Consider the following 12,179-nt stretch of genomic DNA (forward strand, 5'->3'; position numbering starts at 1 on the left):
GAGGCCGTGACGATGCACCGAAACGACGCGACCAAGCAGTTCCACAGCGGCGACGACCGGATCGCCGAGCTGATCGACGAGGGCCCGGGGGTCGACCTCCCCGCCCCCGACACCGACGTGCCGATGGTGAGCCGGTCGGTCCGGCTGCCGCTGGAGACCTACGAGCGGGTGCGGGCCGCCGCCGACGCCCGCGGCATCGGGGTCACCACGCTGATGCGCCAGTGGATCGAGGCCGGCCTCGCCGACCTGGACGACTCCGCGACCGTCTCGCTGGCCGACGTCCGGCGGGCGCTGGCCTCCCTGGCACACCCCACCGCCGCCTGAGCGTCAGCCCCGCGCAGCCTTCGCCGCCGCCTTCATCTGCTGCTTGAACTCCCGCACCCGGCTCAGCGAGTCGACGTCGGTGACGTCGGCCACCGACCGGTACGCACCGGGGTCGCCGTAGTCTCCGGCCGCCTTCCGCCAGTCCTGCGGGGTCACCCCGAAGCGCTTGCCGAGCAGGGCAACGAAGATCTGCGCCTTCTGCCTGCCGAAGCCGGGCAGCGCGGAGACCCGCCGCAGCAGCTCCGGCCCGTCGGCGACCTCGGCCCACAGCAGGGCCGCGTCACCGTCGTAGCGCTCCACCAGCACCTGGCAGACCTCCTGCACCCGGGCCGCCATCGCCTTCGGGAACCGGTGCAGCGCCGGCGGCTGGGCGAAGATCGCGACCAGGGCCTCCGCGTCGTACCCGGCCAGCTCCGCCGCGTCCAGGTCGTGGCCGAGCCGCTGCCTCAGCACGTACGGCGAGGAGAATGCCTTCTCCATCGGAATCTGTTGGTCCAGGACCATGCCGAGGAGCAGGGCCAGCGGGCTGCGCTCCAGCAGACGGTTGGCCTCCGGGTCGATGGGCAGCACGAGCGTCATGCCGACCATCCTGCCCGGCCCACCCGGCCGGGCGGACACCGACGCTCCGACCGTGCACGACAGATGGGCGCACGACAGATGGCGTCCGTCTGCCACGCTCGACGACATGCTTCGGACCGCCCCGCCCGGATCCCCGTACCACCGGCTCGGCCGCACCGACCGGCACCGCTGGTGGCAACCCGTCGTCGGCACCCTCGCGCTGGTCGCCGCGGCGCTGGTGATCGTCTGCCTGCTCTTCGGCGTCGCCGCCGTCGTGGCCGAACTCACCGACCGCCCGTACGGCGCCGACGGGCTGCCGACCTTCGGCCCGATTCCGGACACCGCGCTGCTGATCGCCTCGCTGGCACTGCTGCTCCCACTGCTGCTCGGCGCCGCCTGGCTCGTGCAGCGCCGACCCGCCGGCACGCTCTCCTCGGTGCTCGGCCGGCTGCGGTGGGGCTGGCTCGGCCGCTGCCTGCTGATCGCCACACCGCTGATCATCGTCATGCTGGTCGGCGCGGGACTCCTGCTCGATCTGACCGGCGAGAGCGCGATACCCGCCCCGGACACGTGGGTGGGTTGGCCGGAATTCGCCGCCGGGCTGCTGATGATCCTCCTGCTGGTGCCGTTCCAGGCCGCCGCGGAGGAGTACGCCTTCCGCGGCTGGCTGTTGCAGGCCGTCGGCGCGTACCTGCGCACGCCCTGGCCCGGGATCGCCCTCCAGGCGGTGCTCTTCGCCGCCGCGCACGGCTGGGGCAGCGGCTGGGGTTTCCTGGACCTGGCCTTCATGGGCGTGTTGTTCGGCTGGCTGACGGTGCGAACCGGCGGGCTCGAGGCCGCGATCGCGCTGCACGTGGTGAACAATCTGTTCGCCTTCACCCTGGCGGCGGCGTTCGGCGGGCTCAGCGCCGACGAGACGATGGCCGACGCCCCGTGGCAGGTCATCGTCGTCGACGTGTTGGCCCTGTCGGCGTACGCCCTGGTCGTCGACCGGTTGGCCGCGCGTCGGGGGGTGGCGACAGTCGTACCGCCGGCCCTGGTCGTGGCGGTGCCCGGCGAGCCCTCGGCCCCGGCCGGTGCGGAGCCGAGGCTGCCGGGCGTCGGGGTCGAATCTCGCGGGTGATGCTGGCTTCCTCCGCGACGGCAGGCAGGATGTCGGGGTGGACGAACACGACATGCTGCTCTCCCCCGCCGGTGTCGACGCGCTGCGGGCCGCGCTGACCGGAACCGGGTTCACCAGCCAGGGCATCGCCGAGCGGCTGGGCGCCCAGGCGACAGCCGCGGTCGCCCGTAACGACTACCGGGCCGCGCTGCGCGCCACCGAGGACGGCGACCCGCTGGGCACCCTGATCCGGGTGTTCATCTGCGACCGGACCGAGCCGGAGGCCGCGGTGGCCGCCGCGCTGGCACCGTTGGGCCTGGACGAGGCGTTGGCCGGCGGGCTGGTCGAACGGTACGGCGACGGTCTGCGCGCCGGTGTCGACCTGGAGCCGTACGGCGAGGCCTGGTGGGTGCTCGCCGACCTGCCGACCAGCGCCCGGCCGGGCCGCCCGTTGCACGCCGAGCACGTCCTCGGCGTCGGCGGGGCGACCCACACCCTGATCGGCGCGACCATGCGCCGGCAGGTCGACACCGCACTGGACCTGGGCACCGGCTCCGGCGTCCAGGCCCTGCACCTGGCCACCCACGCCCGGTCGGTGACCGCCACCGACCTCTCCGAGCGGGCGCTGCGCTTCGCCGCGACCACCGCCGCCCTCAACGGCCAGGACTGGGAGCTGCTCCGCGGCGACCTGGTCGCCCCGGTGGCCGGTCGGCGGTTCGACCTGGTGGTGAGCAACCCGCCGTTCGTGGTCGGCCCGGGCACCACCACGCACGTGTACCGCGACTCCGGCCGGGTCGGTGACGCGATCGGCGCCGAGCTGGCCGCCGCCGCCCCGGGCCTGCTCACCGAGGGCGGCACCATGCAGTACCTGGCGAACTGGGTGCACGTCGCCGGCGAGGAGTGGGACGAGCGGGTGGCCGGCTGGTTCGCGGGGACGGGCCTGGACGCCTGGGTGATCCAGCGCGAGGTGGCCGACCCGATGGCGTACGTCGACCTGTGGCTCACCGACGTCGGCGAGACCGCCGACCCGCAGCGGATGGCCGCCTGGCTGGACTGGTTCGACGCGCACAAGGTGGAGGGCATCGGCTTCGGCATCGTGTCGCTGCGCCGGGGCGGACACGCCGACCCGGTGGTCCGGGTGGAGGACCTGCGTCAGCGGGTGCAGCCACCGTTTGGCGACCAGGTCGCCGCCTGGTTCGACCGCCAGGACTTTCTCCGGGTACGCGACACCGAGGCGTTGCTCGCCGAGCGCTACCGGGCCGCCGAGGGCCTCCAACTGCGACAGGAGGCCACCATGGGTGATGAGGGCTGGGCGGTGGACCGGCAGGTCCTGGCGATGCCGCACGGCCTGCGCTGGACCGAGGAGATCGACCCGCTGGTGCTGGCGCTGGTCGGTGGGGCCGACGGGCGGCTGCCGCTGCGGGACCAGCTCGCCCTGCTCGCCGCCGCGCACGACGTCGAACCCGACGAGATGGCCGAGGCCGCCGGCCCGATCGTGGCGCACCTGGTGGAGCGCGGGTTCATCGAGCCGGTGACCGCCTGATGCGTGCGGTGGTGCAGACCGTCGGGCGGGCCAGCGTGACCGTGGACGGCGAGGTGGTCGGCGCGATCGAGAACGGACTGCTGGTGCTGCTCGGAGTGACCCACACCGACACCGCGGAGACCGCTCAGACGATGGCCCGCAAGGTGCACGAGTTGCGCATCCTGGACGACGAACGGTCCGCCGCCGACACCGGCGCGCCGATCCTGGTGGTCAGCCAGTTCACCCTCTACGGCGACGCGCGCAAGGGCCGCCGTCCCACCTGGACGGCAGCCGCCCCCGCCGAGGTGGCCGAACCACTGGTGAACGCGGTGGTCGACGCCCTGCGCCAGCGAGGCGCAAAGGTGGAAACCGGCCGCTTCCGCACCCACATGCTCGTGGAAAGCACAAACATCGGCCCCCGAACCCTCCTCCTAGACCTCTGACCAGCAGCGGTGATCAAGAGGTTCGCGTCAGGATCCGGGCTCGAAATGACGCAAACCTCTTGATCACCACGGTGGGTTAGGAGAAGAGGCCTCGGCGGGACAGGGACTGGCGGAGCCAGTTGTCGAGTTCGGTGGTCCAGTCGGTGCGGTCGACGGTGGCGTGGTCGACGGTGAACCGGCCGAAGGCGTCTCGTCCCTCGGTGAAGACCCCACCGCGCTTGTCGACCTCCAGCACGACCTGCATCTGCTGGGCGTCGGCGATGAAGGTGACCTCCAACTGGTTGATCGAGCGGGCGTACTGCGGCGCCGGGCCGAACTCGATCTCCTGATAGAACGGCAACGTCTGTCGTACGCCGTAGATGTGTCCACGCTCCACATCGGCACGCGCGAACCGGAAACCCAGCCGCAGCAGCGCGTCCAGTAGTCGCTCCTGAGCGGGCAGCGGGTGCACCGACACCGCGTCCAGGTCGCCCTTGTCGACCGCGCGGGCAACCTCCAACTCGGTACGCAGCCCCATCGTCATTCCGTGCAGGTGTTGCCCGTACAGCTCGGTGACCGGTGTCTCCCACGGCACGCCGAACCGGAACGGGATGTCGTGGCGCTGCCCCGGCTCCAGCCGGAACGCGCCGGTGACCTGCTGACGGTGGAACTCCTGCGTGGTGTCGTAGTCGTTGTCGCCGCTCTCGACCTCGACCCGGGTGACCAGGCCGAGGGCGACGTGGTCGATGTCGACCTGGTGGTCACCGCCGACCACCTGGATCCGGCCCTCCAACTGCCCGCCCGGGCGGCAGTTCGGGTTGGCCAGCACCGTCTCCACCGACGGGCCGCCGACCCCCATCGCCTTCATGAGCCGCTTGAAGACCACGCCGTCCTCCAACTGTGTCCGTGCCGACCGAGGTGCCGACCGTCCGCAACGTAGCTGGGCCGGGCAACCACGGACCGGGTCGACACTCCACACAACGATCTGACGCAATTCCTGTCGGGTGCACGATCGCCTCACTCCCGTTTTACGCCCTGCCCGCCAAGCTGTGTCTCACACCGGCACCACTGGGCCGGAGACACGGCATAGACGTGGAAAACGGGGAGAGACAGAGATGGTCCTGCAGATGACGGAACACCGAACCCGCCCGGCCACCACGACCGACACCGACGGGACCTCCGAGGTCCTCACCGACCTGGACGCCACCGACGAGCGTGGCATCTCGACCGACCTGGTCCGGGCGTATCTCAACGGGATCGGCCGGACCAAGCTGCTGACCGCCGCGCAGGAGGTCGACCTGGCCCGGCGGATCGAGGCCGGCCTGTTCGCGGACGAGAAGCTGGCCACCTGCACCCCGGTCTCCGAGGAGCTGCGGGCCGACCTGCAACTCGTCGTCGCGGAGGGCCGGGCGGCCAAGGACCATCTGTTGGAGGCGAACCTGCGGCTGGTGGTCAGCATCGCCAAGCGCTACACCGGCCGCGGGATGGCGTTTCTCGACCTGATCCAGGAGGGCAACCTCGGCCTGATCCGGGCGGTGGAGAAGTTCGACTACGCCAAGGGCTACAAGTTCTCCACGTACGCCACCTGGTGGATCCGGCAGGCGATCACCCGCGCGATGGCCGACCAGGCCCGCACCATCCGCATCCCGGTGCACATGGTCGAGCAGGTCAACCGGATGGTCCGCGCCCGCCGCGAGCTGGCCGTGACACTGGGCCGCGAGCCCACGGTCGCCGAGGTGGCCCGCGCCCTGGAGGTGCCCGAGATCCAGGTCATCGAGCTGATCTCCTACGACCGGGAGCCGGTCAGCCTGGACCAGGCCGTCGGCGACGACGGGGAGAGCGCGCTCGGCGACTTCGTGGCCTCGGTGGACCCGCGCACCGAGCCGGGCGACGCCGCCGCCCAGGGCGAGCTGCGCAACGAGGTCAGCATCGTGCTGGCCACCCTGTCCCAGCGGGAGCAGGCGGTCATCCGGTTGCGGTTCGGCCTGGACGATGGCCGGCAGCGCACGCTCGACGAGGTCGGCCGGGAGTTCGGCCTGTCCCGGGAGCGGATCCGGCAGATCGAGAAGGTGACGCTGCTGAAGCTGCGTGCCCCGGAGCGGGCGCAGCGCCTGGAGGCGTACGCCTGCTGACACCACCGGTTCCCACGGAAGGCCCTGGCGGTTCGCCGGGGCCTTCCGTGCTGCGGTGGTGCTTGACGAAGGCGCCCGTCCGCGATACAAACCAACTGGTTATAAAACCAGGAGGTTATAAGTGCCGAGCACGGAGCTGTTGGACGCGACCTTCGCGGCGCTGGCCGACCCGACCCGCCGGGCCATCCTCGCCCGGCTCGCGGCCGGGGAGGCGACCGTGACGGAGCTGGCAGCACCCTTCGAGATGAGCCAGCCGGCCATCTCCAAGCACCTCCGGGTGCTGGAACGCGCTGGCCTCGTCAGCCGGGGGCGGGACGCCCAGCGCCGACCGTGCCGTCTGGAGGCCCGGCCACTGCGCGAGGCGACGGCCTGGCTCGCCGACTACCGCGACTACTGGGCGCAGAGCTACCAACGCCTCGACGCTCTGCTCGACGAACTCCAGTCCGTCGACCGCACCGACACCGCGCGTCGGCCCGCCGGACCGGACGGAACGGGCGAGTGACAAACGTCGACAATCCGCTCGTCGTGCACACCCCGGGCGACCGGGAGATCGTGCTGAGTCGGCTGTTCGAGGCGCCGGCGCGGCTGGTGTTCGCCGCCTTCACCCGACCCGAGCTGCTGGTCCGGTGGTACGGCGCACACGGCTGGAAGCTGGCGGAGTGCGACGTCGACCTGCGGGTCGGCGGGCGGTGGCGGTTCGTGTCGCAGGGCCCGGAGGGCACCCGGATGGTCCAGGCTGGGGTCTATCGACAGGTCGAGCCGCCGCACCGACTGGTCAGCACCGAGCTCTTCGACGACCAGTCCTACCCGGGCGAGACGCTTGTCAGCCACGAGTTCACCGAGGTGGCCGGACGAACGACAGTCACCACCACGCTGCTCTACGCCACCGCGCAGGGGCGGGACACCGTGCTGCGCTACCCGATGGCGCGGGGGGTCGGGCAGAGCTTCAGGCGGCTCGCCGACCTGTTGCGTTCCACAACGACGACACGAGGGGTGCAACCATGAACTGGACGCTGGAAGTGGTGATCGTGCCGGTCTCCGATCTGGACCGGGCGAAGAAGTTCTACGCCGACCAGCTCGGCTTCACCGTTGACCACGACACCGTGATCAATGACGACGCGCGGATCGTGCAGCTGACCCCACCCGGCTCGGGTTGCTCGATCGTGATCGGCAAGGGGGTCGTCCCGGACATGCCGCCGGGCTCGCTCCGGGGCCTGCAACTGGTGGTGCCCGACCTGAAGCGGGCCCACGCCGAGCTGGTCGAGCGGGGTGTGGAGGTCAGCGAGATCCAGGTGGTGGGACAGAACCCGCGACCGGTGCCGGACCCACTGGACAACGTCGGTTTCGTCTTCTTCGCCGACCCGGACGGCAACACCTGGGGCGTCCAACAGATCTCCAGCCGGCCCTGACCAGGCACCGTCAGAGGCGGCGGGGGCCGGTGTCCGGGCGGGCGGCCACGCCGCCCACCCGGACCTGGGCGTGCAGGACCGCGATGCCGTCCGGGCGGGCGAGCACCGGATTGAGGGTCAGCGACCGCACGCGGGGCTGCTCGTCGGCGAGCTGCCCCACCCGCAGCAACAGGTCGGCCAGGGCCGCCCGGTCGACCGGCGCGGCACCCCGGTGCCCACGCAGCAGCGGCGCGGCCCGGGGCTCGTCGACCAGCTCGGCCGCGTCGGTGTCGGTCAACGGCACCGCCCGCCAGGCCCGGTCGCCCAGCAACTCGGTGGCGACCCCACCGAGACCGAAACCGACCACCGGCCCGAACGCCGGGTCCTCCACCAACTCCACCACGCACGCCACCCCGGGCGGCACCATCGGCTGGACCAGTACGTCCGCGCCGAAGGCCGCGGCCAGCTCGGTGTACGCCCGCCGGAGAGCCATCTCGTCGGGCAGGTCGAGCCGGACCGCGCCGAGGTCGAGCCGGTGCCGCAGGCCGGGGGCAGCCGCCTTGAGCGCCACCGGATAGCCCAGCAGCGCCGCCGCGTCGACCGCCGCGTCGGCCGAGTCGACGGGCACCGACGCCACCACGTCGATCCCGTACGCGGACAGCAGCGCACCGGGGTCGGTGGCGTCGGTGCGGAACGCGGCCTGCGCGGCGACCCGGTCGACGCCGGGCAACTCGGGGACGACCCCGGGCGGGCGGCAGAGCCACTCGGCGTACCGGTGCACCCGGGCGAGGGCGCGCACCGCCTCCTCCACTCCCCCGTACGCGGGCACCCCCGGCGGCAGCCGCCCGACCAGGAACGTCGCCACGGTCGGCTTGCCCAGCGCGAGGGCCGCCGGTAGGGCGGCGGTCACGTCGGCGTCCACCTCGGTCCGCTGGCCGGGCAGCGGCGGCGCGAAGACCACCACCAGGGCGTCCACCTGGTCGTCGCTGGCCGTCTCGGCGAGAGCGGCGGCGAACTCGGCGGCACCGGCGCCCGGCCCGACGTCGCGGGGATAACCGTCGGCCACCGTGAGGCCGTGCCCGGCGCAGGCGGTGGCGGCCAGGCCGGTCAGGGCCGAGGAGTTGCCCACCACACCGACCCGGCCGCCGACCGGCAACGGCTGGTTGGCCAGCAGCACGCCCACGTCCAGCAGCTCCGGCACGGTGTCCACCCGGATCACCCCGGACTGGGCGAAGAGCGCGGCCACCGCCACCTCGTCCGGCCCGGCGGTGTCACCTATCCCCACCGGGCGGGCCGGCGAGGCGAGCGCGACGACCGGTTTGGCACGGCCGATCCGCCGGGCCAGCCGGGCGAACTTCCGCGGGTTTCCGAAGGTCTCCAGGTACAGCATGATCACGTCGGTGCCGGGATCGTCCTGCCAGTACTGCAGCAGGTCGTTGCCGGAGACGTCGGCCCGGTTGCCGGCCGACACGAAGCTGGACAGCCCGAGGCCACGCCGGTCCGCCTCGGCGAGCAGCGCCACCCCGAACGCGCCGGACTGACTGAAGATGCCCACCCGGCCCGGCGGCGGCAGTACCGGGGCGAGGGTGGCGTTGAGGCGTACCGTCGGGTCGGTGTTGGCCACGCCGAGACAGTTCGGGCCGACGACCCGCATGCCGGCGACGTGCGCCGCGCGGACCAGCGCCCGCTGCGTGGCCGCGCCCTCGGCCCCGGCCTCGGCGAAGCCGGCCGAGATGACCACCAGCGCGTGCACCCCCGCGGCGGCGGCGTCGGCGACCACCGCGGTCGCCGCCTCCGGCGGGACCGCCACCACCGCCAGGTCCACAGGCGTGCCGGCGTCGACCGCCGACGGGTACGCAGGCAGGCCCGCCACGGTGGACGCGCTCGGATGCACCGGCACCACCGCGCCGGTGAACCCGCCGTCGCGCAGGTGCCCGAGCACCGCCGCGCCGACACCCTGGCCGGTGGCGCTGGCACCGTAGACGACGATGCCCCGGGGGGTGAGCAGCCGGGCGATCGAGCGGGCCTCGGTGCGGTGCTCCCGGCCACGCTGCACCTCCAGCGTGGCTTCGGTGGGCGCGATCGGGAAGCTCAGGTGCACCACACCGTCGGCGTACTCGCGCTGGACCTGGTAACCGAAGTCGGCGAAGACCCGCAACATCGTCCCGTTGGTCGGCAGCACCTCGGCGACGAAACTCATGATGTCGTTGCGGCGGGCCGTCTCGGCCAGGTGCTCCATCAGCACCGAACCGATGCCCCGGCCCTGGTAGGCGTCCTCCACGACGAAGGCCACCTCGGCGTCCGGCGCCTGCGGGCCGAGCCGCTCGTACCGGCCGACCGCGACGATCCGGTCGGCGGCCAGCACCACGAACGCCTCCCGGTCGTGGTGGTCGACGGTGACGAACCGGATCAGGTCCCGTTCCGGGATGCGGGGGTACGGCGAGAAGTACCGAAGGTAGCGGGTGCGCTCGGAGAACCGGCTGTGCATCGCCACGATGCCCGGCGCGTCAGCCGGGTCGATCGGACGCAACTGGACGGTGCTGCCGTCGCTGAGCAGCACGTCCACCGGCTGGTCCACGGTCGTCACCGAAACAGCCCGGCTCAGTCCCGCGGATCGTGTGGATCGAGCCCGAGCAGCGGGAAGACGGCCTTGCGGGTCGCCGCGATCGCCCGGTCCACCGCGTTCGGCTCGCCGGTCGGCTGCCACGGCTCGTACGACGGGTCGGCGTCGTCGGTCATCCGCAGCGGCACCTCCCGGCCCAGACGACGGGAGGCGACCAGGTCCCGCCAGCCCGGCGGCGTGAGCGTGGCCGGGTCGATCGGGTCACCGGTGGCCACGGCCAGCAGGTGACTCCAGGCCCGGGGCACGACCTCGACCAGCGCGTACCCACCGCCGCCGGTGGCCACCCACCGGCCGTCGCACAACTCGTCGGCGAGTGCCCGCATCGCCAGGTAGGTGGCCCGCTGCCCGTCCACGGTCAGGTTGAGGTCGGCGAGCGGATCCAACAGGTGCCCGTCGGCGCCGCACTGGGTGACCAGCACCTGCGGCCGGAACGCGCGCAGCACCGACGGCACGACCGCGTGGAACGCCCGCTGCCAACCGGTGTCGTCGACACCCGGCGGCAACGGCATGTTGACAGCGGTGCCCTGCGCGCCCGGCCCGCCCGTCTCGTCCGGGAAACCCGTGCCCGGGAAGAGCGCCAGCGGGGTCTCGTGCAGGCTGATCGTGAGCACCCGCGGGTCGTCCCAGAAGATCTGCTGCACGCCGTCGCCGTGGTGCACGTCGACGTCCACGTACGCGACCCGCTCTGCGCCCAGGTCGAGCAGGCGGGCGATGGCCACCGCCGGGTCGTTGTAGACGCAGAAGCCGGACGCGCGGGCGGGCATCGCGTGGTGCAGGCCTCCGGCCACGTTCACCGCCCGCCGGGCGTCACCGCGCCAGACCGCCTCGGCGGCCGCCACCGTCGCACCGGTGATCAGCGCGCTGGCCTCGTGCATCCCCTCGAAGATCGGGTTGTCGGACGTGCCCAGCCCGTACCCGGCGAAGAGCGGGTCGCGGGGAGCGGCCCGCACCGCGGCCAGGTAGGCCGGGTGGTGCACGCGGGTGAGCAGGGCGTCGTCGGCCGGCTCCGGCTTGACAATCCGCACCCCGGGCCGATCCAGGATGCCCAGCTCCCGGGCCAGCGCGACGGTCAGCTCCACCCGTACCGGGTCGAGCGGATGGTCACCCATGTCGTAGGCGAGCAGCGACTCGTCCCACACCACCACCGTGTCGTCGGACATGAGCCCATCGTCGCACGAGGACCGTCGCCGACCCACCGCACGCGCTGGTCAGCGCGCAGATGTCGGCCCGGGGGCGACCGGGCGCGTGGGATCGGCCACCCAGTTGCTCCACGATCCAACGTAGAGCGCCGCGTCGGTGCGGCCGGCCAGGTGCAGCGCGAGCACCGCCTGCGCGGCGGTAACCCCGGAGCCGCAGTACGCCCCGACGGCCCGCGCCCCGGTCACTCCGGCGGCGGCGAACCGCTCACGCAGGGCGTCGGCGGCCGGGAAGCGCCCGTCCGGACCGACGTACTCCCCGGCGGGCAGGTTCGCGGCACCCGGCACGTGCCCGGCGACCGGGTCGATCGGCTCGACCTCACCCCGGTAGCGGGGCGCCGCCCGCACGTCGAGCAGCACCGCGTCGTCCGCGGCGGCCAGCTCGGCGGCCTGTCCGGCGTCGAGGACCGGGAGATCACCGGGGCGTACCACGACGTCACCGGGAGTCGGGGCGGGCGCGTCGGTGGAGACGGGCCGGCCGGCGGCGACCCAGGCTGGATAGCCACCGTGCAGCAGGCGCACCGGGCGGTGTCCCGCCCAGCGCAGCGTCCACCAGGCCCGCGCGGCGGCCAGGCCGTCGCCGCCGTCGTACACCACCACGGGGTGACCGGCGCGGACGCCGACGGCCCGCAGCGCGGCCTGCAACGCGGCCGGGTCGGGCAGTGGGTGCCGGCCGCCGACTCCGGGCGGCCCGCAGAGCGCGGTGTCCAGGTCGACGAAGACCGCGCCGGGCAGGTGGCCGGCGAGGTAGTCGTCGTGGCCCGGTGGGCCGACGAGCCGCCAGCGAACGTCGAGCAGGGTGGGCGGGTCATCCTGGTCAAGCTCGGCGGCGAGCCGGTCGACCTCGACCAGCGGCTCCTGGGTACCGGACATGGCGACCATCCAACACCATTCGCGTCGACGGCACGCGGC

At 73.0% G+C, this 12,179-nt stretch carries 13 protein-coding genes; 8 read left to right on the plus strand and 5 right to left on the minus strand.

Annotation, left to right across the window (positions count from 1 at the left end):
* Nucleotides 1–12 precede the first annotated feature (12 nt).
* Nucleotides 13–324 carry a hypothetical protein gene (locus AB0C01_RS04190; protein ID WP_088951534.1) on the plus strand — a complete coding sequence of 104 codons (312 nt, stop codon included), beginning with the start codon at nt 13–15 and terminating at the stop codon, nt 322–324.
* 3 nt (nt 325–327) lie between these two features.
* Here AB0C01_RS04190 and AB0C01_RS04195 read toward each other — a convergent pair whose 3' ends face one another.
* Entirely contained in the window at nt 328–912 is a 585-nt protein-coding gene (locus AB0C01_RS04195; RefSeq protein ID WP_357247594.1) for an HhH-GPD-type base excision DNA repair protein, read from the minus strand.
* On the opposite strand from AB0C01_RS04195, the gene AB0C01_RS04200 reads away from it, so the two are divergent.
* From AB0C01_RS04200 to dtd, 3 genes are read left to right on the plus strand one after another with little or no spacing between them, the layout of a single operon-like run.
* A complete protein-coding gene (locus AB0C01_RS04200; protein WP_357570180.1) occupies nt 884–2,005 on the plus strand; it encodes a CPBP family intramembrane glutamic endopeptidase in 1,122 nt (373 codons plus the stop codon). The two genes, AB0C01_RS04195 and AB0C01_RS04200, sit on opposite strands and share 29 nt — an antisense overlap.
* 37 nt (nt 2,006–2,042) lie before the next feature.
* On the plus strand, nt 2,043–3,527 hold the full coding sequence (locus tag AB0C01_RS04205; RefSeq protein ID WP_357570181.1) for a methyltransferase: 1,485 nt from the start codon (nt 2,043–2,045) through the stop codon (nt 3,525–3,527).
* Complete coding sequence (gene dtd, locus AB0C01_RS04210) at nt 3,527–3,949, plus strand: D-aminoacyl-tRNA deacylase (protein WP_357247586.1); 423 nt, start codon at nt 3,527–3,529, stop codon at nt 3,947–3,949. Before AB0C01_RS04205 ends, dtd begins: the two co-directional genes overlap by 1 nt.
* Nucleotides 3,950–4,025: 76 nt before the next feature.
* Here the strand turns inward: dtd and AB0C01_RS04215 are convergent, their stop codons facing one another.
* Nucleotides 4,026–4,814, minus strand: a complete 789-nt coding sequence (locus tag AB0C01_RS04215) for a sporulation protein (RefSeq protein ID WP_357570182.1) — start codon at nt 4,812–4,814, stop codon at nt 4,026–4,028.
* Between the two features lie 241 nt (nt 4,815–5,055).
* On the opposite strand from AB0C01_RS04215, the gene sigB reads away from it, so the two are divergent.
* From sigB to AB0C01_RS04235, 4 genes are all read left to right on the plus strand, one after another.
* Entirely contained in the window at nt 5,056–6,060 is a 1,005-nt protein-coding gene (sigB, locus tag AB0C01_RS04220) for an RNA polymerase sigma factor SigB (protein WP_357247580.1), read from the plus strand.
* A gap of 121 nt (nt 6,061–6,181) precedes the next feature.
* Complete coding sequence (locus AB0C01_RS04225) at nt 6,182–6,562, plus strand: metalloregulator ArsR/SmtB family transcription factor (RefSeq protein WP_357247577.1); 381 nt, start codon at nt 6,182–6,184, stop codon at nt 6,560–6,562.
* Entirely contained in the window at nt 6,559–7,065 is a 507-nt protein-coding gene (locus AB0C01_RS04230) for an SRPBCC family protein (RefSeq protein WP_357570183.1), read from the plus strand. The genes AB0C01_RS04225 and AB0C01_RS04230 overlap by 4 nt, the downstream gene beginning before the upstream one ends.
* The gene (locus tag AB0C01_RS04235; RefSeq protein WP_357247570.1) at nt 7,062–7,469 is read left to right on the plus strand and encodes a VOC family protein; all 408 of its coding nucleotides are present in this window, start codon (nt 7,062–7,064) and stop codon (nt 7,467–7,469) included. The genes AB0C01_RS04230 and AB0C01_RS04235 overlap by 4 nt, the downstream gene beginning before the upstream one ends.
* A gap of 10 nt (nt 7,470–7,479) precedes the next feature.
* Here AB0C01_RS04235 and AB0C01_RS04240 read toward each other — a convergent pair whose 3' ends face one another.
* The 3 genes from AB0C01_RS04240 to AB0C01_RS04250 are packed head-to-tail and all read right to left on the minus strand — an operon-like array spanning nt 7,480 to nt 12,140.
* Nucleotides 7,480–10,035, minus strand: a complete 2,556-nt coding sequence (locus tag AB0C01_RS04240) for a GNAT family N-acetyltransferase (protein WP_357570184.1) — start codon at nt 10,033–10,035, stop codon at nt 7,480–7,482.
* Between the two features lie 14 nt (nt 10,036–10,049).
* Nucleotides 10,050–11,231, minus strand: a complete 1,182-nt coding sequence (locus AB0C01_RS04245) for an acetoin utilization protein AcuC (RefSeq protein ID WP_357570185.1) — start codon at nt 11,229–11,231, stop codon at nt 10,050–10,052.
* A 48-nt stretch (nt 11,232–11,279) separates the two neighbouring features.
* Nucleotides 11,280–12,140 (minus strand): sulfurtransferase, encoded by an 861-nt coding sequence (locus AB0C01_RS04250; RefSeq protein ID WP_357570186.1) that lies wholly within the window; start codon nt 12,138–12,140, stop codon nt 11,280–11,282.
* Nucleotides 12,141–12,179 lie beyond the last annotated feature (39 nt).

This window comes from Micromonospora sp. NPDC048905 (genome assembly GCF_040649655.1).
GTDB lineage: Bacteria > Actinomycetota > Actinomycetes > Mycobacteriales > Micromonosporaceae > Micromonospora.